General features: G+C 59.1%; 27 protein-coding genes and 1 tRNA gene. 22 read left to right on the plus strand and 6 right to left on the minus strand.

The annotated features are described in order from the left end of the window. Nucleotides 1–32: 32 nt before the first annotated feature. From otnK to JF539_RS03905, 3 genes are read left to right on the plus strand one after another with little or no spacing between them, the layout of a single operon-like run. Nucleotides 33–1,274 carry a 3-oxo-tetronate kinase gene (gene otnK / locus JF539_RS03895; RefSeq protein WP_207139032.1) on the plus strand — a complete coding sequence of 414 codons (1,242 nt, stop codon included), beginning with the start codon at nt 33–35 and terminating at the stop codon, nt 1,272–1,274. Next, nucleotides 1,271–1,921, plus strand: a complete 651-nt coding sequence (gene otnC / locus JF539_RS03900; protein WP_207139033.1) for a 3-oxo-tetronate 4-phosphate decarboxylase — start codon at nt 1,271–1,273, stop codon at nt 1,919–1,921. The genes otnK and otnC overlap by 4 nt, the downstream gene beginning before the upstream one ends. Further along, complete coding sequence (locus JF539_RS03905; protein WP_207139034.1) at nt 1,918–2,679, plus strand: hydroxypyruvate isomerase family protein; 762 nt, start codon at nt 1,918–1,920, stop codon at nt 2,677–2,679. Before otnC ends, JF539_RS03905 begins: the two co-directional genes overlap by 4 nt. A 188-nt stretch (nt 2,680–2,867) precedes the next feature. Here the strand turns inward: JF539_RS03905 and JF539_RS03910 are convergent, their stop codons facing one another. Next, nucleotides 2,868–3,545: a GntR family transcriptional regulator gene (locus JF539_RS03910; protein ID WP_207139035.1), complete on the minus strand. Its 678-nt coding sequence runs from the start codon at nt 3,543–3,545 to the stop codon at nt 2,868–2,870. 262 nt (nt 3,546–3,807) lie between these two features. Here JF539_RS03910 and dctP point away from each other — a divergent pair, with 262 nt between their 5' ends. From dctP to JF539_RS03945, 7 genes are all read left to right on the plus strand, one after another. Next, a complete protein-coding gene (gene dctP / locus JF539_RS03915; protein ID WP_207139036.1) occupies nt 3,808–4,800 on the plus strand; it encodes a TRAP transporter substrate-binding protein DctP in 993 nt (330 codons plus the stop codon). Between the two features lie 15 nt (nt 4,801–4,815). Further along, entirely contained in the window at nt 4,816–5,331 is a 516-nt protein-coding gene (locus tag JF539_RS03920; RefSeq protein ID WP_207139037.1) for a TRAP transporter small permease subunit, read from the plus strand. Between the two features lie 42 nt (nt 5,332–5,373). Beyond that, nucleotides 5,374–6,648, plus strand: a complete 1,275-nt coding sequence (locus JF539_RS03925; protein ID WP_207139038.1) for a TRAP transporter large permease — start codon at nt 5,374–5,376, stop codon at nt 6,646–6,648. Then, nucleotides 6,627–7,526, plus strand: a complete 900-nt coding sequence (locus JF539_RS03930; protein WP_209016987.1) for an isocitrate lyase/PEP mutase family protein — start codon at nt 6,627–6,629, stop codon at nt 7,524–7,526. The genes JF539_RS03925 and JF539_RS03930 overlap by 22 nt, the downstream gene beginning before the upstream one ends. A 591-nt stretch (nt 7,527–8,117) precedes the next feature. Next, a complete protein-coding gene (locus tag JF539_RS03935; protein ID WP_207139039.1) occupies nt 8,118–8,690 on the plus strand; it encodes an ATP-binding protein in 573 nt (190 codons plus the stop codon). A gap of 59 nt (nt 8,691–8,749) precedes the next feature. Next, a complete protein-coding gene (locus tag JF539_RS03940; RefSeq protein ID WP_207139040.1) occupies nt 8,750–9,619 on the plus strand; it encodes a bis-aminopropyl spermidine synthase family protein in 870 nt (289 codons plus the stop codon). Then, complete coding sequence (locus JF539_RS03945) at nt 9,612–10,196, plus strand: hypothetical protein (RefSeq protein ID WP_207139041.1); 585 nt, start codon at nt 9,612–9,614, stop codon at nt 10,194–10,196. The genes JF539_RS03940 and JF539_RS03945 overlap by 8 nt, the downstream gene beginning before the upstream one ends. A gap of 2 nt (nt 10,197–10,198) precedes the next feature. On the opposite strand, the gene JF539_RS03950 is transcribed toward JF539_RS03945, so the two are convergent. The 3 genes from JF539_RS03950 to JF539_RS03960 are packed head-to-tail and all read right to left on the minus strand — an operon-like array spanning nt 10,199 to nt 12,562. Then, nucleotides 10,199–10,828, minus strand: a complete 630-nt coding sequence (locus JF539_RS03950) for a hypothetical protein (protein WP_207139042.1) — start codon at nt 10,826–10,828, stop codon at nt 10,199–10,201. Next, the gene (locus tag JF539_RS27960; protein ID WP_207139043.1) at nt 10,818–11,819 is read right to left on the minus strand and encodes an ImmA/IrrE family metallo-endopeptidase; all 1,002 of its coding nucleotides are present in this window, start codon (nt 11,817–11,819) and stop codon (nt 10,818–10,820) included. Before JF539_RS27960 ends, JF539_RS03950 begins: the two co-directional genes overlap by 11 nt. Nucleotides 11,820–11,872: 53 nt before the next feature. Further along, nucleotides 11,873–12,562, minus strand: a complete 690-nt coding sequence (locus JF539_RS03960; protein WP_207139044.1) for a hypothetical protein — start codon at nt 12,560–12,562, stop codon at nt 11,873–11,875. A gap of 347 nt (nt 12,563–12,909) precedes the next feature. On the opposite strand from JF539_RS03960, the gene JF539_RS03965 reads away from it, so the two are divergent. After that, the gene (locus tag JF539_RS03965; RefSeq protein ID WP_207139045.1) at nt 12,910–13,158 is read left to right on the plus strand and encodes a hypothetical protein; all 249 of its coding nucleotides are present in this window, start codon (nt 12,910–12,912) and stop codon (nt 13,156–13,158) included. 192 nt (nt 13,159–13,350) lie between these two features. Here JF539_RS03965 and JF539_RS03970 read toward each other — a convergent pair. Beyond that, nucleotides 13,351–13,425, minus strand: a tRNA-Thr gene (locus tag JF539_RS03970). Between the two features lie 464 nt (nt 13,426–13,889). Here JF539_RS03970 and JF539_RS03975 point away from each other — a divergent pair. Together JF539_RS03975 and murA are read left to right on the plus strand one after the other, a co-directional pair. Then, nucleotides 13,890–14,069 (plus strand): hypothetical protein, encoded by a 180-nt coding sequence (locus tag JF539_RS03975; protein WP_207139046.1) that lies wholly within the window; start codon nt 13,890–13,892, stop codon nt 14,067–14,069. Between the two features lie 168 nt (nt 14,070–14,237). Next, entirely contained in the window at nt 14,238–15,527 is a 1,290-nt protein-coding gene (murA, locus tag JF539_RS03980; protein ID WP_207139047.1) for a UDP-N-acetylglucosamine 1-carboxyvinyltransferase, read from the plus strand. Between the two features lie 378 nt (nt 15,528–15,905). On the opposite strand, the gene JF539_RS03985 is transcribed toward murA, so the two are convergent. Next, nucleotides 15,906–16,379: a DUF3124 domain-containing protein gene (locus tag JF539_RS03985; protein WP_236042399.1), complete on the minus strand. Its 474-nt coding sequence runs from the start codon at nt 16,377–16,379 to the stop codon at nt 15,906–15,908. Nucleotides 16,380–16,627: 248 nt separating this feature from the next. Here JF539_RS03985 and JF539_RS03990 point away from each other — a divergent pair, with 248 nt between their 5' ends. The 9 genes from JF539_RS03990 to JF539_RS04030 all read left to right on the plus strand — a co-directional run bounded on the left by JF539_RS03990 (nt 16,628) and on the right by JF539_RS04030 (nt 24,414). Then, the gene (locus JF539_RS03990) at nt 16,628–17,065 is read left to right on the plus strand and encodes a DUF2948 family protein (RefSeq protein ID WP_207139048.1); all 438 of its coding nucleotides are present in this window, start codon (nt 16,628–16,630) and stop codon (nt 17,063–17,065) included. A gap of 49 nt (nt 17,066–17,114) precedes the next feature. Continuing rightward, on the plus strand, nt 17,115–18,425 hold the full coding sequence (gene hisD, locus JF539_RS03995) for a histidinol dehydrogenase (protein ID WP_209016989.1): 1,311 nt from the start codon (nt 17,115–17,117) through the stop codon (nt 18,423–18,425). A gap of 21 nt (nt 18,426–18,446) precedes the next feature. Further along, entirely contained in the window at nt 18,447–18,950 is a 504-nt protein-coding gene (locus JF539_RS04000) for a UPF0262 family protein (protein ID WP_207139049.1), read from the plus strand. A gap of 5 nt (nt 18,951–18,955) precedes the next feature. Continuing rightward, nucleotides 18,956–19,408, plus strand: a complete 453-nt coding sequence (locus JF539_RS04005) for a low molecular weight phosphatase family protein (RefSeq protein WP_207140832.1) — start codon at nt 18,956–18,958, stop codon at nt 19,406–19,408. A gap of 124 nt (nt 19,409–19,532) precedes the next feature. Next, nucleotides 19,533–19,751, plus strand: coding sequence for a translation initiation factor IF-1 (gene infA, locus JF539_RS04010; RefSeq protein ID WP_006939340.1), 219 nt, complete (start codon nt 19,533–19,535; stop codon nt 19,749–19,751). Nucleotides 19,752–19,792: 41 nt separating this feature from the next. Next, on the plus strand, nt 19,793–20,419 hold the full coding sequence (locus JF539_RS04015) for a Maf-like protein (RefSeq protein ID WP_207139050.1): 627 nt from the start codon (nt 19,793–19,795) through the stop codon (nt 20,417–20,419). A 55-nt stretch (nt 20,420–20,474) separates the two neighbouring features. Further along, complete coding sequence (gene yacG / locus JF539_RS04020; protein ID WP_207139051.1) at nt 20,475–20,675, plus strand: DNA gyrase inhibitor YacG; 201 nt, start codon at nt 20,475–20,477, stop codon at nt 20,673–20,675. A gap of 271 nt (nt 20,676–20,946) precedes the next feature. After that, the gene (locus JF539_RS04025; protein ID WP_207139052.1) at nt 20,947–22,554 is read left to right on the plus strand and encodes a bifunctional metallophosphatase/5'-nucleotidase; all 1,608 of its coding nucleotides are present in this window, start codon (nt 20,947–20,949) and stop codon (nt 22,552–22,554) included. 510 nt (nt 22,555–23,064) lie between these two features. Beyond that, nucleotides 23,065–24,414: a tetratricopeptide repeat protein gene (locus JF539_RS04030; protein ID WP_207139053.1), complete on the plus strand. Its 1,350-nt coding sequence runs from the start codon at nt 23,065–23,067 to the stop codon at nt 24,412–24,414. The last annotated feature ends 57 nt before the right edge of the window (nt 24,415–24,471 follow it).

A 24,471-nucleotide genomic window follows, 5' to 3' on the forward strand; every position in this document is an offset into this window, starting at 1 on the left:
CTTGACCGGACGAAACACCTGGGAGGCGGGTCATGAAGCTTGGCGCTGTTGGAGACGATTTCACGGGCTCCTCCGATCTCGGCCTGACGCTGGCCGAAGGCGGGCTTCGAACCGTGCAATATGTGGGCGTTCCGGCAGGCGGGGCGGCTCCGGATGTAGAAGCGGGCATCGTTGCCCTGAAATCGCGGTCTCTTCCTGTGGAAGAAGCGGTTGCCCAGTCGCTGGCGGCCCTCAGGTGGCTTCGTGAGCAGGGTTGTACACAATTCCTGTTCAAATATTGCTCGACCTTCGACAGCACCCCTGAAGGCAACATCGGTCCGGTCATCGAGGCCTTTATCGAGGAACTGGGAACGGAGGCTCCGGTGATCGTGTGTCCGGCGTTTCCGGCAACGGGGCGCACCGTCTATCAGGGCCATCTCTTTGTCGGCGACCGGCTCCTGTCGGAGTCAGGCATGGAAAATCACCCGCTGACACCCATGACCGACCCCGATCTGCGCCGCTTTCTCGGCCTGCAGGTCCGGTCCCCCGTCGGGCATCTGCCGCATTCGGAAATCGCCGCGGGCCGGGTTCGTGAGGGCCTCTTGAGCGAGGCGCGGGAAGGCCGTCAAATCGTGGTGTGCGATGCGATCTCAAACAGCGATCTCGTCGCATTGGGCAACGCCGCCCGCGACTTTCCGCTTTTGACCGGCGGTTCCGGAATTGCGCTCGCACTTCCCTCCGCCCATGGCGCGGACAGGTGCAACCCGGCACACTGGTCGGGCGTGCAGGGGCCGGCGCTCGCCCTGTCAGGGTCCTGCTCGATGGCCACCCGGCGGCAGGTTGCCGAACACGCCCGCGCCCGACAGCCGCAACGCAGGATCAGGATAGAGGATCTGGTCAGTAGTTCCGTAACTGTCGTGGAGACGCTTGACTGGGCACTCTCCTGCGAAGGCCTGCCTCTGGTCTACTCCTCCGCGGACCCGGCGGAGGTTCGCGCGGTGCAGGACCGCTTCGGCCTTGCGGCGAGTGCATCCGCAATCGAGGACTTCTTCGCGTCGCTCGCCGTGGAGGCGGTCAGACGCGGCGTGACACGTCTGATATCGGCGGGGGGAGAAACCTCCGGCGCCGTCGTGAATGCCCTTGAGGCGGATGCGCTGCGCATCGGGCCCATGATCGATCCGGGTGTTCCAGCCGTCACCGTGGAAGGCCAGCCGCTCGCACTGGCCCTGAAATCGGGGAATTTCGGTGCCGACGACTTCTTCCTCAAGGCCGCGCGCGTTCTGGAGGGCGGATGAGCCGGGAAGCCGATCTTCGCGAACGCATCTGCCGTCTGGCAAAGTCCATGTTCGATCGCGGGCTGACCGCCGGGGCCTCCGGCAACATCTCCGCGCGCCTCGACGACGGCTCCCTTCTGGTGACGCCGACGGGATCCTCCTTCGGGACGCTGGATCCATCGCGGCTCAGCCATCTTGCCGGCGACGGCCGCTTCCTGTCTGGTGCCAGGCCGACCAAGGAAATGCCTCTTCACAGCGCGTTTTACGAGACGCGGTCCGAAACCGGAGCGGTGGTGCATCTCCATTCCTGTCACTCGGTCGCCGTGTCGATGCTGCCGGAAACGGACCCGGACAACGTCCTTCCACCGCTGACGCCCTATTCGATCATGCGTCTCGGCAAGGTCAAGCTGCTGCCGGTCTTCCTGCCGGGGGATCCGGCCATGGGCGACGCGGTGCGCGGACTTGCCGGAAAACGCTCCGCCGTTCTTCTGGCAAACCACGGCCCCGTCGTGGCCGGCAAGGACCTTGAGGCGGCCGTCTATGCGGCCGAGGAACTGGAGGAAACCGCGAAGCTGGCCCTGATGACCCGTGGACTGCAGCCACGCGTTCTGACGGGACCTCAGATACAAAGCCTGGTTCAAACCTACGATATCGAGTGGCAATCATGACCGAACGCTTTCGTTTTTCCGCAAATACGGGCTTTCTCTGGAAGGATCGTCCGTTTCTCGATCGCATTCGCGCCGCCGCGGCCGCCGGTTTCGACGCGGTGGAATTTCACGACGAGGCGCAGTCGGAAACGCCCGCCGACCTCAAAACGGTTCTCGAAGACACCGGGCTGCCTGTCTGCGGGCTCAACGTCCGCATGGGAGCGACCGCCGGCTGTGCGGCGGTGCCGGGAGAAGCGCAGCGGGCCGGTGACGATTTTCTCAAGGCCCTCGAGGTTGCGGAAAGCGTCGATGCCGGCGCGATCCACGTGCTTGCAGGGCATGCGGAGGGTCCTGAAGCAGCCGAGCAATACCGGAAGGTCCTGGACTTCTGTTGCGGCCAGACGGACCGGACGGTTCTCATAGAACCGATCTGCCTTGCGAAAATGCCGGGCTATTTTCTGAAAGACGTCGACCAGGCGTCGGAAATCCTGGCGGATGTCGGCAGGCCCAACCTGAAGATCATGTTCGACTGCTTTCATGTGCGCGAGGAGAGCGGCGACATTCTGACAGCCTTTGAACGGGTGAGGGCAGCCGTCGGCCACATCCAGATCGCCTCTTGGCCCGACCGCTCCGAGCCCGGAAACGGGGAGCCGGACTATTCCCGTCTTCTGCCAGCCTTCCACGCCGCGGGCTACCGCTCCTGCTTCGGCTGCGAATACGTACCATCCGGCGACACCGATGCGGGTTTGGTTTGGAGAGAGCGATATCGGGGGATTTAATTTCCTCGGAAATTTGGCGGGGAAATATAGTTGCTGGGAATAGGTGGTTTGAATGAATTTCTATCGGCCGTTTAGAGAGGCCGGTGTCCAGTCGCCAATCCTGTTTTCCGACCGGTAGCGAGAACGTCACTGGCCCGATAACTGAATGGCCAACGTTGTTGCTGGAGCCTCGGCCGATAAGTGTCGGTTCAGGACGTCGGCTCCTTTTCCCTGGCGCGCTGGAAGACGTGGTAGGCGGCACGGAGGTGGCCGTACATGACCGATCTGGCCCAATCGCCGTCACCTTCGCGGAAGGCTTGCAGCATCTCGTGATGATGTTCCATCGAACGCGCGAGATCCTCCTGCGAGTAGGCCTCGAACGTGCGCGCCTGAATCGAGAACTCCACAACACTCGTGAGCAGGACCGACAGCCGCTTGTTGCCCGAGGCCGCGATGATTGCGGAATGGAACTGGCTGTTGAGCTGCGTGAGGCTTTTGAAGTCCTGGTTGGGTCCGGGGCGGGCGCACTCGGCCATCTGTCGGGCCAGATCAGCCAATTCGGCAATCGTCTCACTGTCTATCCGGCGCGCGGCTTCGGCGCAGGCATGGCATTCCAGCAGCAGACGAAGTTCGAAAATCTCCTCGGCATCCTTTTTCGTCCAGCCGATGACATGGGCTCCCCGGTTCGCGATCAGTTCCACGAGTCCTTCTGCGGCCAGGCGGCGCAGGGCCTCTCGAACGGGGGTTCGCGAGAGAGCCAGGGACTTGGAAAGGGTGGCCGAAGACAAATGCGAGCCGACGGCGTGCTCGCCGCTCAGGATGCGGTCCCGGATCGCGCGATAGGCCACTTCGGTCGCAGTGTCATTTTCTGATTTGTCGTTTGCCATGATGCCGAGTCTGGTTTGTTCGATCCCGTTGGTTCGCCAGTATTCAATATGTCCGCGCGGTTTGCCAGATGGGTTAAAATTGGATCCATATTATCCATGTAAGGAGAAAAAATAAGGAAAATTTCCAAAAAAAGAATTGGATTGGATCCACTTTCTTGTTACCAACTGCTCATGGGCTTGGTTTCTGGCCTGTGAAAAATGTCCGTTCCGGTGCGGGAGGCGCCGGTTCGGGACAGGGCAATTTGGAAGGGAGGACCCCAATATGAGAACCATCGTTTCGCTGCTTGCCGGAGCGGCAATGTTCGCAGGCAGCACGCTGGCCAGTCAGGCAGCCGACCTGACGCTGCGCATCTCTCTGCAGACGCCGCTGAAGTCGCACCTCGGTCAGAACCTGCTTTTGTTCAAGGACGAAGTGGAAAAGAAGTCCGGTGGCGACATAGAGGTTCAGATCTACGATTCCGCGCAGCTCTTCAAGGACAGTGAGGTGCCCGAGGCTGTCGGTTCCGGCGCACTGGAAATGGGTGTTGCCTCGCTCACCCGCTACGTTGGCGATATCCCGGCGGTGGACATCTTCTACATGCCCTTCGTCCTGAACTCGGAAGAGAAGATCCGCAAGGCGGTTGCTCCCGGAAGCCCTGTGCGTCAGCCGCTTGACGACGCCATTCTGGAAACCGGAGCACGCGTCCTGTGGTGGCAGGCCTACGGTACCGTCATCCTGATTTCCAAGGGTGAGCCGATCGCCAAACCGGCCGACATGGCCGACAAGAAGGCGCGCGTGTTCGGCAAGTCCCTGGGCACCTGGGTTTCGGTCGTCGGTGGTGTGCCGACCATGATTTCCGGTTCCGAACAGTTCCTGGCTTACCAGCGCGGCACGGTGGATCTAGGCATGACCGGCGTGTCCGGCGTCCAGTCGCGCAAGCTCTGGGAAGTGATGGATACCATCACCAAGACCAACCACGCCGACATCGAGTTCCTCGTCGTGATCAACGAGGACTTCTGGCAGGGCCTGACGGACGAACAGCGTGGCTGGATTTCCGAAGCCGCGCGGGTTGCGGAGATCGATGTTCGTGACCGTGTCGCCGAGATCGAGGCGAAGGCTTATTCCGACGCCGAGGAAAACGGCATGACGATCTACCAGCCGACCGACGAGGAAATCGCTGCCTGGAAAGAGGCTTCGGCTCCGGTCATCGATACCTGGCTGGAAGAGGCCGGACCTCTGGGCAAGCAGGTTCTCGATGCGGCCAACGGCCTTTGACGGGAGATCCGGGCAATGACCTTTAGATGGCTCGACAGGCTTTCGGATGGCATCGCCTGGATCGCGGCCTGGGCTCTCTTCGTAGTCGGGCTGATGCTCGGCTACGAAGTGATCGCCCGGTATTTCTTCAACGCGCCCACGATATGGGCCGAGGAAATGTCGCGCATCCTGATGGTCTGGGCGGTCTTCATGGCGGGGGCTTCGCTGATGCGCAAGGATGCGCAGATCCGGGTGACCATTCTGACCGACCTTTTGGGCCCTGGGGGCAAGCTTGTCGCACGCCTCGTGTCGCTCGTCTTCGTTGTCGGCGTGTCCGCGTTGCTTGTCCGCTACGGGATCAAGGATCCCGTCAGCAGCCTGGAACATGGGCGAACGACGGGGACGATGCTGGATCCACCGGCCTGGATCATGCAGGCGAGCGTCCCGGCAGGGTTCGCCCTTGTCTGTGTGCAGGGTTTGGTCGAGATCGTCCGGACCTTGCGCGGAGACCGGGCCGCCGAGCGAAGCGCCGCCGACCACATGGCCGGCTGACCGGCTCCCACCAGAAGCGCCATATGGCGCAGGAAACCGACAATGGAAATTATTCTCATACTCGCGGCGCTGTTCGTGCTGCTGCTCGCGGGCGTGCCTGTTGCCTTTGCCCTGGGCGGGTTGGGGATCGGCCTGTTGATCGTCGGAGGGTTTTCACCGCTGATCGCGCCCAAGGGCACGCTTTCGGCAATGGACAGCTTTGTCCTGGTCGCCGTGCCGATGTTCCTCTTGATGTCCAATATCATGCTGCGGGCAGGTGTGGGGAAGGACCTCTATGCCGCCGTGCAAGCCTGGGTGGGACATTGGCCGGGCGGACTTGCGGTGGCGACCGTGATCTCCTGCGGCATCTTCGCGGCGATTTCCGGCTCGTCCGTTGCAACCGCCGCCACGATCGGCACGGTCGCAATCCCCGAGATGAGCAAGCGCGGTTATCCGCGCCCCTTTGTCTTCGGGTTGCTGGCCGCCGGAGGCACCCTGGGCATCCTCATCCCGCCCTCCATGATCATGATCGTCTATGGGGTGATCACCGAGGAATCCGTCCTGTCCCTCTTCCTCGCGGGCATCGGTCCGGGGCTGCTGATGATGGCGCTCTTCATCGTCTGGTCTATGATCTACGCCATCCTCAACCCGAGTTGCCAGTCTTCCGAGGCCGCGAGCTGGGAGGAGCGTTTCAGCACCGGACTGCGGGCGCTGCCGACCGTGTTTCTGTCGGGCTTCGTGATCGTCGGAATCTACATGGGCTGGTACACCCCGACGGAAGCCGCCGCGGTCGGCTTTCTCGGCGCGCTTTTCGTCACCGGTGCCGTTCTGCGAACCCTGACCTGGACCGCGCTTAAAGGAGCGGTGCTGGACAGCATGAAGACGACCGTTGCGATCCTGCTGATCGTCGCCGGCGCCAAGGTCTTCGGCAAGGCTATCGCCCTTTGGCGGATACCGCAGGAGATCTCCATGCTGATCTCCGACAACATCCATTCGCCCAGTCTGTTGATCCTGGCGATCGCGGCGGTGCTTCTGGTCATGGGGCTGTTCATGGAAGCCATGTCGATGATGCTGATCATGGTCCCGGTGCTGATCGGCGCGGTCACGGGCCTTGGCATCGACCCGATCTGGTTCGGCATCTTCTTCGTGATCATGGTCGAATGCGCGCTGATCACCCCACCGGTCGGACTAAATCTTTACGTCATTCAGGCCGTCGGGGATGCCCGCATGCAGGAGGTCGCCCGCGGTGTGATGCCTTTCCTGATCCTGATGCTCGTTACCGTTGCCGCAATCACATTCTTTAAGGAGATCGTCCTTTGGCTACCGTTTCACCTTTGACACCCGCCAATCGCCTGCGCGCGCTTCTCGAAGGCGACCGCCTGCTGCTGACGCCGTCGGCCGGAGATGCCTTGTCGGCACGCCTGATCGAGCAGGCGGGCTTTCCGCTCGCGTTTATATCGGGCTTCGCCGTATCGGCCTCGCGCATCGGCATGCCGGACACGGGGCTGATCTCCTACGCTGAAATGGTGGATTCGGCCCGCAACATTGCCGCGGCCGTCTCGATGCCGGTGATGGCCGACGGCGATACCGGCTTCGGCAATGCGCTCAACGTGAAACGCACGGTCGCGGGCTTTGCCCAGGCGGGGGCCGCTTCGGTCATGATCGAGGACCAGGTTGCGCCGAAACGCTGCGGCCACACCAGGGGCAAGATGGTGGTCGGCCGGGAGGAGGCTGTCGACCGGATCCGCGCGGCCTGCGATGCGCGCGATGAAATGCGCGCAAGCGGCAAGGGCGACATCCTGATTCTGGCGCGAACCGATGCCCGGCGCGAGCATGGCGTCTCGGAAGCCATCGCCCGCGCGCAGGCCTTCCGCGAGGCCGGCGCGGACATCCTGTTCGTCGAGGAGCCGCAGTCGGAAGACGAAATGCGCACGATCTGCTCCGAGGTCGACGGCCCCAGCATGGCCAATCTGGTGGAAGGCGGCCTGACGCCGATCCTGCCGGGGGACCAGCTCGAAGACCTTGGGTTCAAGATCGCCATTTTCCCGCTGACGCTCATGTCCGCCGCGATGAAAGCCATGATCGGGGCCCTGGAAACGATGAAAGGCGGCGCTCACCCCAACGATGCGCTGCTCGAGTTCGCCGAACTGCGCAAGCGGGTCGGTTTCGACGAGTATTACCGGCAAGAGCAACGCTACTCCGGCGCCCGCGACTGAGACACCGGCATCCGTCGATCTTCGTTAAAGAACGCCGGCAGCGCTTTTCTGCCGGCGTTTTTGTTGCAGTGGGCAGCCGACAGGCTCCGTGACGGATCGAGGGAGACCGGACATGCGTCGAGGGAGAAGCCTGGGGGACGCGATGACTTTGCCAGGCGGCATCCCAGCGGGAACTGACCTAAGAACGACGTGTCAAAACGTAACAGCACCAACGTGCAATCCTGCATTGTTCTGCAGTTTGTTGCAGTTTTGCCGAATTGTACCGTTTGGGTTTCTTGTCTTTTATCTGAAACTTGATGGTGCTGCCGGAGAGATTTGAGCTCGGCGGTTTCGCTTATTATGTGTTGATTTTATTGCATTATTTTTGACGCTCGTCCAGTTCTGTGTGCCACCTTTGTGGTCATGCGCCTTGTCTACGGCGCGCCTCTCCGCGAGCTAAACCTACCGAACTTTATTGCCTGGCGGTGAGTGCCGGCTAGCACCAACTAAAGAGAAACAAGTCAGGAGCACATAAGTCGCGTCTAAGTCACCCAAGAGACGCGCTTGACAATCCGGCCTACTAGGAGAATGGTTGTAATTTGAGGTAAGTTGATGCCAAAAGTTGTTTATTTGACAGGCGCCCCAGCTGCAGGGAAAAGTTCTACTATTGCTGAGCTTCGCAAACGGAGGCCGGATATTGAATACTGGGAATATGGGGCAAGGCTGACTAAGTACATTTCGTCCCGCGAAAACCTAAAGTCACAGTCTGAGTTGAGAAATCTTTCGAGTATGATAGTAAAAGCGGAAGACGTTGATGCTGTCGATGATCTTCTGCTGCAATATGTACACAAATATCGATCCAGCAAGCCTGTCATAATCGACAGCCACCCGGTAACAAAAGAACGGTACGGATACAGGATTACCCCATTCTCACTGGATAGGTTTGCCCAGCTCGCGCCTGACGAGATCTGGGTGTTTCTTGCTAGCCCTGAAGTGACGCTATCTCGGATCGCATCAAACCCTGAAGGCCGACCACAAATTACTGCCGAAGAGGCTCGGTTTCATTCGCAGTTGCAAGCGTCTGTTGCAGCAACTTATGCAATGTCTATTGGAAGACCAGTTTACATTTTTGATTCTAGTCGTGATCGCGAGGAAATTCTTGGAGAGTTGGAAGCTCGCTTATGATTAAGGGAGTTTCCACTTGGCGAATATTGACAGATAGAATGTTCGGAAGAAGAAATACTATGACACAAAGCTTACCGCCGCGTCCGGGTCCGAGGGGGCCAGTCGATCTTCGGATGGCTCTAAACGCAGTTTCAGATGTTGTAGAGAATAGACCACGCCCGATACGCATTTTTGACCAGATTCATATGAAGTCGGGTGACATGGTCATGCAAAGTGAAATTGTCGCAAACTGGTCAGATGGTAAAAAACTAGCCTTCATCGGGGATGGTGATGCAATCAGTGTCTGTGTCGCGTACCTTCAGGTGAGGAACGTATTGCACTTTGGGCCAAAAGAAATCGTTGTATTTGACTTCGACGAGCGTACGGTCAATGCAGTTCGCAGGTTTGCGGATAAAGAGAAGATTAATAATCTTGATGCCCGGCTATACAATGTTCTGGATGCATTTGAGTATTCATCGGATTTTGATTGCTTTTATACTAATCCCCCTTGGGGGGCGTCCAATAACGGCGAGAGTGTGAATGTTTTTGTCGAACGAGGTCTAGAAGCGACTAGTTACTCCGGAGAAGGGATGATCGTCATTGCAGATGATGATGAGCTGGACTGGCCCAAGAAAGTGCTCGCCAGCGCTCAGAGATTTGCACTGGACAAGGGGTTTTACGTTTCAAGGATGCAAAGAAAGCTTCACGAATATCATTTGGATGACGCGCCAGAATTAAGGTCGTGTAACCTATACATTTCATCGCTCCCGGGAAATGGACGTGTTGTTTCCCCAAGCCAGGCGATAACTGACCGCGAGAGGCTGCTTAATTTCTACGGTAAATCCAAAACCCCACATGTTCGCTATGTGAAAGAAGCTAGGCGCCTTAGCTACGGTGTCGCACATGATGACGAGTATGAGTTCGAACTTCTGGAGGATACTGATGAGTAATATCATTAAGCCCGGAGCGGGAATTCTGTTTATGAAAGTGGGTGTCCACGCTCAAGAGGAGTTGGACGACATAATCGCTAGGAAAAGCAAGGAAATCGAGGATACCGGATACGGTATGTGGGGGTATGGAGGTAATACCTGCCACCCGACCACGATGGTCCAGCCATTTGCTGACGAATATGAAAAGCGTGGAGATACAATTCATCTAGTCATGGAGGAAATTGAGTCGAACCACCGAGCGGCTCCATCTCGCGCGACAGAGTGCTCGATGAATGGCATTGACTGGGAATTGATACCTGAAACGATAAATGTCCTAGGATCAAAATATGCGCTGTTGATTGAAGAGTTGCGGCGAGAAACCTTCGTCCTGCCCTTGGATCAAACGAGGGTCCCAGTTGGGCGTAGTTCAGGAAAGCTTGGTGCGCGTTATGTGCAAGGGCGGGTGGACAAAGCGTGTTTAGAGGTATTGGAGCACCCCGAGCTTAGCAATGTATATGAGCCGAGGAATATACGCGTTGGTCTTGTGGCGAAATTGAGAAAGCCCTATGCCGTTTTCCTTAAGGATCGAGGCAAATAAATTTACTGCGGCTCCGCAATCAGTACGTCCCGCGTTTTGGAACGCAGGTCTTCAATGTAGCTGGCGAGGGCTTTTTTTACATCTTCTTCTGAGTTGGGTGTATATTTTCCGAAGCAAATAGTTATTGCTTTGTCTATACCCAATTTATTTCGAATATTATTTTGAATGTACGCAAATTCAATTTTCGATAATATGCCTAGTATTATTTGTTCAAAACATAAAATCTTGTTCTGGTAACTGTCAGGGTCAATTGATGATACCGCAATAATTGCGCGCTTATCTCCTGTGGCCAAATATCTTTTTGATCGACAAATTAAGATGGCAAGTAACTGACTCTCTCCGGTGTCGAGCTCTAAGTTTTGCTCCACCGCTTTAGATTCCAGTGTTGCTGCAATTTCCACTTCTTTGTCAGATGGGTCTACGAATGTAACCTTGTTGAAGACATGATCTGCATCGCTTTGCCTATCTACGCAGCCTAGGCTCATTGTGCGCGACAGAGCTACATACTTGCCAACACTAAGCATCTCTGGAGGGCTGTCGCCGACAGTCGTCGCTGCGATCATTTCTTCTGCTATTTTGTAGCATAAAGATTTGATAACAATATCATTATCAAGAAGAACTCTATCTTTCATTAAGTAGGCCTGTGGCTTTTCTTATGTAAAGCTGGGTCTCATGCGGTAGTAGTGACCATTCGATCTCGCTTTCTAGGATAAGATTTATTTCTTTCCATACGGGTTTTCGGTCCGTATACATGAATTTTAGAGCTGCAATTGCTTTTGGCCATGTATTTGTCTGATAGGCCAAGCAAAGGGCAAGGGTGCCGGGCTCAATCTGGTGTGCTTCTCCCGATTTGAGAGCTGCCTCTGCCAATGACTGTGCACTGTAATTAAGTGTCGAAGCTTCGATTTCAGGGTGCGTTGATCCAGTTAATAACTCTAAAGCAAATTCATCAGCTTCTTTCTCTTCAGCGTCTTTTTCCTCACGATTAGGATCTTGTTCAAGGTCAACTAGCGCGGGGACTTCCTTCAGGTGGCCTAGCATGATGTGTCCCAATTCATGGGCAAGCGTGAAGGCAATAGGTGCAGGGTATTCAGCGTCTTTACCGAGTAGGATTACCATCCGGTCCTCAACGGTAACGACCATCGCGTGCATCAGTTTATGCCGCAGCGGAAAGATCCGGAGGTGGGCTACAGGGATGCCGAGTGCCCAGCTGGTGGCCACTAAGGCCCGCAGATCTACAAACTTGTTGCTCTGCAGGATAGCTGATCTCAATTGAAGTGCCGAATAGCCACTTTGCGTTGGTGTTTCTGGGAACGCCCGCAGCAACATTCTGGCAAAGGCGATGCCAAATGAAGTTAGTGCGGCTCTCTCAGCAGCTGTCTCCGTTTTGAGGTGCTTGAAACGCGCGTCGTCATCCCAAATGAATTCGACCCTCTCTCCCACAAGAAGGGCTTGGGGGTCGAGGCCAAGACTCCGCGACAGTGCGAACCGAAGCTCAGTCTTCCCAGACCTGGAGCTTTCAGCATCTTCACTCCACCACGACGGCCATGCTGAGCGTATTGCTTCCGCACTAATGCCCGCCTCGCGTAGGGCCTTGAATAATCTATGAGACTTGTCGACCACTGGCGTCTTTCTAATAATTCAGCCAATCGCCTTTTAGGTTCAATTAGCCCAAACTAAATCATAGACTCATCAAACATATCGCGTTGTATCGCTCCTTTGTAGTCGATACGACTAGAAATGGGCGCTGGCGATAATTTGCAACTTGGCGCAAGGTGGGTTGTTCCCGCCATCTCGAGCTTGATATCATCGATGTTTATCGGATCAACTAACTTGACCCAATAACTACCTGTAAGCCAAGCAGACAGGCCAATCCGATATGCTGAGGACGTTGGTAAGGCTTCGCTGTTTTGTTTCAGTAGTGCCGTTACTTGTGAAGCGCCTACAGGACCGCCTTTCCCTCCAGCATTTCGGAAGTGATGGGGGTCAAAAAAGGCCCCATCGCGTCTCAATTTTAACGGAGTCTCCGAAAAACACATTAAAGCATAATGCGAACGCTTAGGCCCTGAGGCACTCCGCCCTTTGCTCGTGACGACTGTATGACTGGGTATTGGGCGAATTGAGCCGTTGAAGTCTACATAATTTTGCCAGCGCACAATCTCGGAAGGCGAAGTGTCTTCCCGTTTTGGCTTCGATTTCATAACGGAGAAGATGACCTGAACGGGAACTTGATCACGCGCAAGCTTTTTAGAGATTAATGCAGGAGCGTTCCCGACGCCCCAAAAAAACAAGCCACTACCTGCCTGTCTTTCCTTTTCCTTGCGAGCAATAATCTCTTCCAGCGGCTGGCCCGCCTCGGCTTGCATTCGGGACCAACATATCAAGCCTGTGGAGATATCAGTGGCGTGATGATGCAATTCTGTGCTCCGACCAATGCGGTTTCAGTGTCTCGCGGTTAGGCTTTCCTTGAAGGTCGTCGCACTTCATTGTCGCCCAATCAACTTTTGGTCCCATAAGGCTGGTGAAAAGGTCGGGGTACCCTTGTTGAATAGCTGTTATGTAAAGGTGAATATTCTGTTAACTTTTGATGTCTTGTCGCTGCTGTAATTATACGAAATTTGGCTTTGGGTAGCCGCGAGGGGATTCGTAAGTAGCTGACCTAAAATAATAAAAAGGCCCGCGGGCTGCATCGCCAAATTTGTTTAGATTCCAGGTGCGAACATTTGGCCTGCTGCCGGTTTTTCGTATCCTTGAATGCACGACGAGCGGCCTCGTCAAGCAGGCGATGAAGGGCAACGCAGCCGCAGTCACCCACTTGCGGTATATCTTAGGGATGAACCGTCCTGTAGGCCGCCCAAGAGGCTCTCGTGAGCTGTCTCCTGAGCACAAAGAAGCAATCGAAAAGCGTATTCGTGACGAGTATCAGGCGGATATCGACAGGATGGCCGCGCTGGAAAATTAATTTAACACTCGCACAGCGTCCATTGTCTTCCCGACAAACTCTCCAACTTGCTGCCGTAGCTCAGGGGTAGAGCTTTGCCATAGCGCAGCTATGTGCACTCGCTTGGGGGAGAGGTGTGAACGTCACTGTGAACAAGGCTTGTTTTTGTGAACGCCTTGCTACAGAATCTTAGCCGTAAACCCTTGAGAGTTATGGTGCTGCCGGAGAGATTTGAACTCTCGACCTCTCCCTTACCAAGGGAGTGCTCTACCCCTGAGCTACGGCAGCATCTGGCGGGCGATTTGTCCTGGGTCGGACTTGCCCCTGCGTCGGGCAAACTAGGGTCGAAACCGTTGGTTTGGGACGCAGTTTTGGGTGCCGAACGGCGGTGCCGACCGGAATGAGGGGGCTTTTGCCATAAGAGCCCCGGGGACGCAAGCGGTGTTTTGGTTTTTTTGCAGGCCGTTGCCGCGCCGAATTGAGGAACCGTGCAAAGACGGCGGGCTTGCTGGAAACAAACGCGATTTCCGCTCTGCCCGCGCTTGGCCCAGCTTGTGGATATCGCCAATCCACCGGTTTCGGAACGGGAGGCTTCCGGACCGGCCCGGCAGCCCTGGAACATGCGCTGTCGCGCTTCGGTTGGCCGGGTTACTGTCGGAAGTGGTTTCTCCCCGGCGGCGGCCGTCGGCGCCTTTCCAGAACCGGCCGCGATTGCTAAAGAAGAAGTCTTCAATAAACGCCGGACCGGGCAGATGAGCGAAAAAGACCAGACCGACCAGTCTCTTGAGACTGCCGCAGGAAAGCCGGCGGCGGCAGCCGGGGAGACGCCCGCCAAGGGCGGGGCGGCGTCGCGCGAGGACCGGCTGGCGGAAGCGCTGAGGGCGAATTTGCGCCGCCGGAAAACGGCCGCGAAAGCCCGCAAGGACGACTGACGCCACAGGCGGCGGGACGGGGCAAGGGCCGCTCTGCCTCAAAATCGCCGGAACGACGGCCTAGCGCTGCCTTGCAAGGGGTAAGAGTTGCGTGTAGATCGCTCTTTTAATCCGCGTTTCAATTCGGGAGGCGCCGCGGGGTGAGCGGCGCCGGGTTCGGGGAAGAATATGGACAGCATCAAAGTCGTCGGCGGCGCCGAACTCAACGGGGTCATTCCCATTTCCGGCGCCAAGAACGCGGCCCTTCCCCTGATGATCGCCTCGCTGCTGACCGACGAGACCCTGACGCTCTCCAACGTGCCGCGCCTGCGCGACGTGGCGCAGTTGATGCAGATCCTGTCCAATCACGGCGTCGATTATTCGGTCAACGGCAAGCGCAGCGGCCAGGACGACCTGGCCGGCCAGACGCTGAACCTGACCGCCCGCGAGATCGTCGACACGACCGCGCCTTACGAGCTCGTCTCCAAGATGCGCGCCAGCTTCTGGGTCATCGGCCCGCTGGTCGCGCGCATGCATGAGGCCAAGGTCTCGCTCCCGGGCGGCTGCGCCATCGGCACGCGGCCGGTCGACTTCTTCATCGACGGACTGGCCGCGCTCGGCGCGGATATCGAGATCGACGGCGGCTATGTGGTCGTCAGGGCGCCGGGAGGCCTGAAGGGTGCCCGGGTCGAGTTCCCGAAAGTCTCCGTCGGCGCGACCCACACCGTCATGATGGCGGCAACGCTCGCTCATGGCGAAACGGAGATCGTCAACGCCGCGCGCGAGCCGGAAGTTGTCGACCTTGCCCGTTGCCTCAAGGCCATGGGCGCGAAAATCGAGGGCGAGGGCACCTCGACCATTCGGATCCAGGGTGTTCCCCGCCTGCACGGTGCGCATCATGCCGTCGTGCCCGACCGGATCGAAACCGGCACCTATGCCATGGCGGTCGCCATGACCGGTGGCGATGTGCTGCTGCAGGGCGCGCGCTCAGAACTCCTGGAAACCGCGCTCGACACGCTGCGCCAGGCCGGCGCGGAAATCACCCAGACCGCGGACGGGATCAAGGTTTACCGGAACGGCAACGGCATTCAGCCGGTCGACGTGGAGACCGAGCCTTTTCCGGGTTTCCCGACCGACCTTCAGGCCCAGTTCATGGCGCTGATGACCCGGGCCGGCGGCACCAGCCACATCACCGAGACGATTTTCGAAAACCGCTTCATGCACGTTCAGGAACTGGCCCGCCTCGGTGCGCAGATCCATGTGGACGGCAACACCGCGACCATCGAAGGGGTGTCCACCCTGCGCGGCGCGCCGGTGATGGCGACCGACCTGCGGGCCTCCGTCTCGCTGGTGATCGCGGGGCTTGCGGCGGAAGGCGAAACCACGGTCAGCCGCGTCTATCACCTCGACCGAGGCTTCGAACGCCTAGAAGACAAGCTCACCCGCTGCGGCGCGCGGATCGAGCGGATTTCGGGGTAGGAACCTCGAGAGCAAGGGATTGCCGGAGGGCATACGTCCCCCCTGTCCGGCCAAGTATATAGCTCCCGGTTTTCTCAAGCGGGGCATCTTGCACTGGTCTCACCCCTTGCGGGGGAGATGCCGGCTTTAGCTGACAGAGGGGGGATCAACCTCTCGTTTCCCTTCAACTTTTTATGTCCTTGTAGCGCCGCGGCCCCCCTCTGTCCGTTTCACGGACATCTCCCCCGCAAGGGGGGAGACGGGTGCAAGGCACGAGGCTCGGGTCAATCGTGAGGGAGACTTGCGTTTTCTGAGTGCAGTGGCTCAATTAGGGGATGCCGATGGTTACGCGGGCGCACGAAGCATTCTGCTCGGCCTTCTTGCCTTACGCTACCATCACTAAGGCAACGTCCTTTCAATCACCCGCCCGCGCGAGGAAAACGACGGGCCCGGACCGGCGCCGCCGCTGGTCATGATGGCCTCGGCGATCGGGCTGAGGGCAGGGGTCTTGGACGTCCAGACCAGCAGGAAATTCGCGCCCACGCCGCCGGTCGTGTCGTTGATCGGGATGAGCACGGTTTTCGACTGCAGCGGAGCGAGCGTGACCGGATCGCTCAGAAGTGCGCGCAACAGCTCGCCGTCCTCGTTGTGATAATCGACTTTTGTCAGCATGATTTCCGTCTTCGGATCGACGTTGTGGACCGCGAGCGTGGTTGCCAGCAGGTCGAAGCGATTGGGGTAGGTAAAGATGCGCGAATAGGCGGGGACGTAGACGGTTTCGCCCAGAACTCTTTCGGTGAAATCCTGGGCGAGCGCTGGCGCGGTGCCCAGGCACAGGAGGAAAACTCCGCGGCGCAACATCTTTTGAAGCATGGTCGTCACTCTACTTTCCTTCCGCGCCTTGTGCCTGTGATCTGCAAGGAACACTGTCCAGGCTCTCGGCGCAAGGTTCCTGTACGCCGGGTTTTGGTCCGCCGTCCCGGAGACCGCCCGTATTCGCCATTGCCAAATCCGACTTTCCCCGTTAGGTCGATGACCCTGTGTAACAATCTTGGAAAGCGGGCGGCCATGACCGGCATGGCCTCGCCCGAAAAAGGAAACCGGATCGGAAACAGGCCACGATGGATCAGCTTAAACTCGCCGCTCTCGATGAGGAAGATCTTCAGGTGCTCTCCGCGCATCTTCAGGACGCGGTCCTGACCGTTGCCGATATCCGCTATCTGCCCAAGGAGAAAAAGGCGGTCTTCATCGTGAACCGCTTCGTCTGGGACAAGGAAGCCGACAAGCGGTCGAAGCAGCACGAGCGCCGCAGGTCCGCGCTGGCGTTTTCGCAGGTGACCGGCATGAAGGCGCAGGGTATCCGCCAGGACGCCAAGGGCGCCGTGCTCGAACTTCTGGCCGTGACCTTCGAGGCGGGAGAAGAGCCGTCGGGCAGGATCCAGCTTGCCTTCGCAGGGGGCGCGAGCCTTCTTCTCGACGTGGAATGCATCGAGGCGCAGCTTTCCGATCTGGGGGCCGCCTGGTCGACCCCGAACATGCCGCAGCACGATCTGAGCTGAGACAAGAATTTGATTTCCGGTGTCTGGCACCGAACAACCGGCACCGAACATGAGGACACACGCAGTGGTTCTACGCCTGGTCAATACCGATCCCGATTTCGAAACGCGGTTCAAGGAGTTGCTTGCCGGCAAGCGGGAGGTCTCCGAGGACGTCGACCAGATCGTGCGGGACATTCTTGAAGACGTGCGCCGGCGCGGCGACAACGCGGTCCTGGAGTATACCTCGAAGTTCGACCGGCTCGACGCGCTCGGCATGGCGGAGCTGACCGTCAGCGCAGAGGAGATTGATGCCGCGCTGGAGGAGGTCCCGTCTGAAACGCTGGCGGCGCTGCAGCTCGCCCACGACCGCATTCACGCCCATCACGCGCGCCAGATGCCCGGTGACGACCGCTACACCGATCCGATCGGCGTCGAACTCGGCTCGCTCTGGACCCCGGTCGAGGCCGTCGGCATCTATGTGCCCGGCGGACTGGCGAGCTATCCGAGCTCGGTTCTGATGAATGCAGTTCCCGCCAGGGTCGCCGGCGTGGAGCGCATCGTCATGGTGGTGCCGAGCCCGGACGGCGTGCTCAATCCGCTGGTGCTGGCGGCGGCGAAGGTGTCCGGCGTTACCGAGATCTACCGGATCGGCGGCGCTCAGGCGGTGGCGGCCCTTGCGTATGGCACGGAAACCATCGCGCCGGTGGCCAAGATCGTCGGTCCGGGCAACGCCTTCGTGGCGGCGGCCAAGCGGCGGGTCTTCGGCACGGTCGGCATCGACATGATCGCCGGCCCTTCCGAAGTGCTGATCGTGGCCGACGGGGCCAACAATCCGGACTGGCTGGCGGCCGACCTTCTGGCCCAGGCCGAACACGACACGGCGGCCCAGTCGATCCTGATCACCGACAGCGCGGACCTTGCGGACCAGGTGGAAAAGGCCGTAGAGGCCCAACTGAAAACCTTGCCGCGCGAAGAGGTCGCCCGGGCAAGCTGGCAGGATTTCGGCGCGCTCATTCTGGTGGACGACCTAGAGGCCGCCATGCCGCTGGCCAACCGCATCGCGCCCGAGCACCTGGAACTGGCGGTCGACGACCCGGAAGCGCTTCTGAAGAAGGTGCGCAACGCGGGGGCGGTGTTCCTCGGCCATTACACACCCGAGGCCATCGGCGATTATGTCGGCGGCTCCAACCACGTTCTGCCGACCGCGCGTTCGGCCCGGTTTTCCTCCGGCCTGTCGGTCCTGGAGTTCGTCAAGCGCACCTCGATCCTGAAGTGCAACGCCGAAAATCTCCGGGTCCTCGGCCCGGCGGCGATCGAACTCGGCGAATCGGAGGGGTTGTCGGCACACGCGCGCTCTGTTTCCATCAGGCTGAACCTTTAAGCGTAAAGAGGCTTTCTCCAAATGAGCGACCCGCAACCGGACGCCAATCCGCAAGCACCCGGCGGCAAGCTGGTGGACGTGATCCTGGACGAGGCCTCCATCGCCCGGGCGAGCCCGGAGGTGGAGCATGACCGGGCGGTCGCCATCTACGACCTGATCGAGGAAAACTGTTTCCAGCCGGTCGGCCATCCCCCGGCGAATTTCGTTCTCACCCTGTCCGTCGTGGAAAAGAAACTGGTTTTCAGGATCAAGACGGACGACGACCGTGAGGTCGTCACCCATGTTCTGTCGCTGTCGCCCTTGCGCAAGATCGTCAAGGACTACGACCTGATCTGCCAGAGCTACTATGAGGCGATCCGCCATGCGACGCCTAGCCAGATCGAGGCCATCGACATGGGCCGCCGCGGCGTGCACAACGAGGGTTCGACCATCCTGATGGAGCGCCTGGACGGCAAGATAACGGTGGACGTTCAGACCGCGCGGCGGCTGTTCACCCTGGTCTACGCGCTTCACTGGAAGGGCTGATGGCGATGGGCGGGCCGGACCTGCGTCCGTCTGCGGTTCTTTTTGTCTGCGGAATGAATTCCGTGCGCTCTCCCATGGCTGAGGCCCTGACCGGGAAGCTGTTCCCGAACCGGATCTATGTCCGTTCCGCCGGCGTGCGGGCCGGCAAGGTGGACCCCTTCGTGGACGCGGTGATGGCTGAAATCGGCGTCGACATGGGCAGCCATCATCCCAAGACGATCGAGGATCTGGACGAGTCCGGCTTTGACCTGGTGGTGACGCTGGCTCCCGAAGCTCACCACAAGGCGCTGGACATGACCCGCACGGAGGCTGTCGACGTCGAATACTGGCCGACGCTCGACCCGACGCTCGCCACCGGAAGCCGGGAGCAGATCCTGAGCGAATACCGCACCGTGCGGGACCAGCTGATGACCCGGATCAAGAAACGCCTGGACTGGACGCCGCCGCCGAGCGGTTGAAGCCCTTCGGCGTGGCGATCAAAAGAACTTTGGTTTACTGCGGAAAGAAAGGTTCACTTTCCGCCGCTAATCCGTTAGGTTCCCCCGCACCTGCGGGCAGGGCCCGCTCCATTCAGGATATAATATGGCCAAAGAAGAAGCTCTGGAGTTTCCGGGCGTCGTAACAGAACTGTTGCCGAACGCGACGTTCCGCGTCAAACTTGAAAACGATCACGAAATCATCGCCCACACTGCCGGGCGCATGCGCAAGAACCGGATCCGCGTACTGGCGGGCGACAAGGTCCTTGTGGAAATGACCCCCTACGATCTCACCAAGGGGCGGATTACCTACCGCTTCAAGTAAGCGGACTTCCAGGTGACGCCGGCTTTCAGGTTCGCGCTTTCATGACGAATGCCCCATCGCTGATTTTGGCCTCTGCCTCGCCGCGCCGCCTCGCGCTGCTGCAGCAGATCGGTCTGGAACCCGACCACCTTCTGCCCGCCGATATCGACGAGGCGCCGAAAAAGCACGAAACGCCCCGCAGCCTCGCGTCGCGGCTTGCCCGCGCCAAGGCTGAAACCGTCCGGCAGGCGGCGGATGCCTCCGAAGACATGCGTGACAGCGTCGTTCTTGCCGCCGACACGGTGGTCGCCGTGGGACGGCGTATTCTACCCAAGGCCGAACTGTCCGATCAGGCCCTCATGTGCCTGTCCCTGCTGTCAGGGCGGGGGCACCGGGTCTTCACCGGGGTCGCCGTTGCCGAGGCCAACGGAAAGCTGCGTTCGAAGCTGGTGGAAACGCGGGTCCGGTTCAAGCGCCTGTCGCGCGCCGACATCGACAGTTATCTTGCTTCCGGCGAGTGGCGCGGCAAGGCAGGCGGCTATGCCATTCAGGGACTTGCGGGCAGTTTCGTCGTCAAGCTGGTGGGCTCCTATCCGGCCGTGGTCGGCCTGCCGCTGGTGGAAACGGCGAACCTTCTGAGCGCCGCCGGCTATCCGGTGCATGGTGGCTGGACGACGGCCGCCGCCTGATAGCTGACCTTCTGCACCTGAAACCAGATACCTGGCGGCGAAGCGGAGACGAACGATGGCCGAACCCGATAAGCGCAAACCGGAACGGCGCATGCGTCCGTGTCCGATCTGCTCGAAACTGTCGACCCAGGAGGATTACCCCTTCTGCTCGGACCGCTGCGCCAAGGTCGACCTGAACCGCTGGTTTTCCGAAGGCTATACCATCCCGGTGGTCGAGACCGACGATATCGACGAAAGCAACTTTCCCGAAGAGTAGGCTGCTGCAAGGGCCAGTCTGCCTCCGGTGCTGAACCGGGGCCGTTTCACCGTCCAAACCGGAACGTCGCCCCGGGCAGTGCCCGCCGTTGATTTTTCGCAAGCTTCGGCCGAATTGTTTAATCGGCTAAATTTCATGCATGTCCCGCAAGGTAATACTCTTGCCGCCACCCCGGAACTCCATCAAGATCGGGTATCCCGTCGATTTTTATCCGGGGACTGTCTGACCATGCGCGCCGGCCGCGCGACTTGATACAAAGGGCAAGAGACCAATGAATGGACGTGTTGCGATCACTGCGGTGCTGTTTCTGACGACGGCTTTGTCGACGGCTGCCCACGCCGATTATTCCCTGACGATCCTGCATCTGAACGACCTGCATTCCCGCCTCGAGCCGATCAGCAAATACAATTCGACCTGCGATGCGAAAAGCGAGGAAGAAGGCAAATGCTTCGGCGGTATTGCCCGGATCTGGACCGCCCTCGACGAGCGGCGGTCCGCTCTGCAGTCGGAAGGCAAGAATGTTCTCACGCTTGATGCGGGCGATCAGTTTCAAGGCTCCCTGTTTTACACCACCTACAAGGGCAATGCCGCGGTCGGCTTCATGAATGAGATGGGTTTCGACGCCATGGCGGTCGGAAATCACGAATTCGACGACGGGCCATCCGGCCTTGCCAATTTTATCGGGAAGGCGGAGTTCCCGGTGATCTCCGGAAATATCGACGTAAACGGTGAGCCGGACCTGAAAGGCAAGGTTCCCGGCGTGCTGGTCCTGGAAAAGGGTGGCGAGAAGATCGGCATCATCTCCGCGCTTGCGGAAGACACGGTTGATACGTCTTCTCCGGGAGAGGGAGTTCGTTTCATAAAGGCGGAAGACTATCTCAAAGGGGCGGTCGAGGGGCTCCAGGCAGCCGGCGTCAACAAGATCGTCGCGCTTACCCATATGGGATTGCCGCGCGACAAGGAGATCGCGGCGGCGGTGCCGGGAATCGACATCATTGTCGGCGGTCATTCCCACACCCTGCTGTCCAATAGCCAGGACGGTGCGGAGGGACCGTATCCGGTTATCGTGAAGAACCCGGACGGCGTCGATGTTCCCATCGTACAGGCTTATGCCTATGGCAAGTTTCTGGGTGAAATCGACGTCACCTGGGATGACGATGGCAATGTGATCAAGGCGGAAGGCGAGCCTATCCTGCTCGATGCCTCGATCGAGCCGGACGAGGACTTTCTGGAGCGCATCGCAGAACTGGCGGCCCCGATCGAGGAATTGAAGACCAAGGTGATCGGTTCCACGACCTCGGCCATTGACGGGGACCGGAACTCCTGCCGCGCCGGCGCGTGCCAGATGGGCACCCTCGTCGCAGACGCGATGCTCGACCGGGTCAAGGACCAGGGCGTCCAGATTGCGATCCAGAACGGCGGAGGTTTGCGCGCGTCCATCGACGCCGGCGAGGTCACTGCGGGCGAAGTGCTCACAGTCCTGCCGTTCCAGAACACGCTGTCCACTTTCGAACTCAAGGGCGCCGATGTCGTCGCCGCCCTCGAGAACGGGGTCAGCCAGGTCGAGGATGGCGCCGGCCGTTTCCCGCAGGTTGCCGGCATGAAATACGCCTTCGACGTCTCCAAGCCTGCTGGTGAGCGGGTTTCCGATGTCATGGTCATGGAGGGCGAGGCGTTTGTGCCTATCGATCCGGCAAAGTCCTACATGGCTGTCTCGAACGATTACATGCGCCGCGGAGGCGATGGCTATGAGGTTTTCAAGACCAACGCCAGCAACGTCTACGATTTCGGTCCGGACCTTGCCGATGTCGTCATCGAGTACCTGACGGCGAAAGACGGTTACACGCCCTACACGGATGACCGGATTACCGTAAAATAAACAAGCCCGATCCATTGGTTCGGGGACCGCACTTGAGTAAGACGCGCCAGTTGCAGGCGCGTCAGACTGCTGACACCCCCCTCAAATAGTCATTCCGCACAAGTGCAGCGGAGCGGCGCGCAGATCCGGAAACCGGAAATCGTCTGCGCCGAAGATGTTCAATAATCAAATTACAGCAGATGGATATGAGAAAGGGTGCTCGCTGTCGCTCGCGCCTGTCAGCTGGATTTCGGCTCGCGCGACACCGCTTCGCGGTGCGCGGACCGGAGTGACTTCATGAGGTTTGTCAGCGGTATGAGGTGCCCGTTGCAGGTGCGGTTTTCATTTCGGGAAGAAAAACTAAATTAACGCTGCGTCAGCAAAGATAGACTTATCCACTGATTTTTCGTACGATGAAGCGCTCATAATTCAGAAAAACTTGTCGGCAGGCAGCTGTTCATGGTCCGGCGCGGTGGGAGTTATTTACGGTCTGAAACATCAACCCTCCCGGTTGTGGCCTTTTGCGCGGCGTTGAGTCTCGGTACGGGGCTGCCTCAAGCGTGGGTCGCGGAAGCGTCTGAAGCGGCGGCCCCGGCCGGCGCGGTCGGGGCGGAGACGCCAACCGGCCGCGAAGCCCTGCTGGCGCGGCAGGCGGCGCTTCTGGAAATCATGCTCGAACGGCCGGCGGATCTCGATGCCGCGTTCGAATATGCCACGGTTTCGGTCCTTGCCGGAGATTATGAAGCGGCGATTTCCACCTTCGAACGCATGCTGATCTTCGCGCCGGAGCTGCCGCGGGTCAAACTTGAGCTCGGGGTTCTCTATTATCGTCTCGGGTCGCTCGAAACCGCGCGCTACTATTTTCAATCGAGCCTGGAAACGCCTGATGTCCCGCCGGACGTGGCTGCAAAGGTGGAGACGTATCTTGCCGCGATCGATACCAGGCAGCAACCGGCGCAGTTCCACGCGCTGCTTGCGGTCGGCGCCAGGTATCAGACCAACGCCAACGCGGCGCCGGGCGGGCGCCAGGTCAACCTGAACGGCCGCGATTTCATTCTGGACGAGACGGCCACCGGCCAATCGGACGTCAACGGTTTCGCCGCGGGACGGGTTCACGGGGCTTACGATCTCGGCACGCAGGGAGATCTGATCGAGGCGGATCTTTTATTTTTCGCCGCACGTTACGCGGATCTGGTGCGGCTCGACACCGGGCTTGCGGAGTTGACGCTCGGGCCTTCCTTCAATCTGGCTCGTTACGGCCTGGACGACACGCAACTCGGGGTTTACGGGATCTTCTCCGGGGTGCGCCTGAACCACGAAAATTACAACGGTGCCCTGGGCGCGGGAGCGCGGCTGGTCATGCAGCCGGATATCCAGACGCGGATCGATGCGAAGTTCGAATGGCGCTACCGCTGGTATCACGACACGCAGGACTATCCGACCGTGTCGGACCGTACCGGGTCTTTCCTCAGGTTTGCCTCCACGGTGTCGCGGCAGGTGAGCAAGGCATGGCGGGCCCGCGTTCTTCTGCTGGCGGATTTCGAGGAAACCAGGGTCAATTCCGACCAGAGCTTCGAACTGGGCGGCGGCGTCGGGGTGACCTACCGCTTCGGCTCGCCGGTCGCGCAATTGCCCCGACCGTGGTCCGTCGATCTGGAAGCAGGGTATCTCAACCGGCAATACGCGGAACCCGACCCGCTCATCGATGCGAGCGAAAGCGAATTCGATCACGAAGGCTGGGTGCGCGGGGCCCTGACCGTGCCGTTGAGATACGATTTTTCGGTCGGGTTCACCGGAGAATTCCGGAGGCAGTATTCGAACTACGACCTCAGCACCTATTCCAACACCTCGGCGATGATTTCGCTTACGAAGGCCTTTTGAGGGAGAGGGCGGCGATGACGGTGAGACCTTCGAAAACGTCCGCTCCAGCAGCCCTGA

It is taken from the genome of Roseibium aggregatum (assembly GCF_017309185.1).
GTDB lineage: Bacteria > Pseudomonadota > Alphaproteobacteria > Rhizobiales > Stappiaceae > Roseibium > Roseibium aggregatum_B.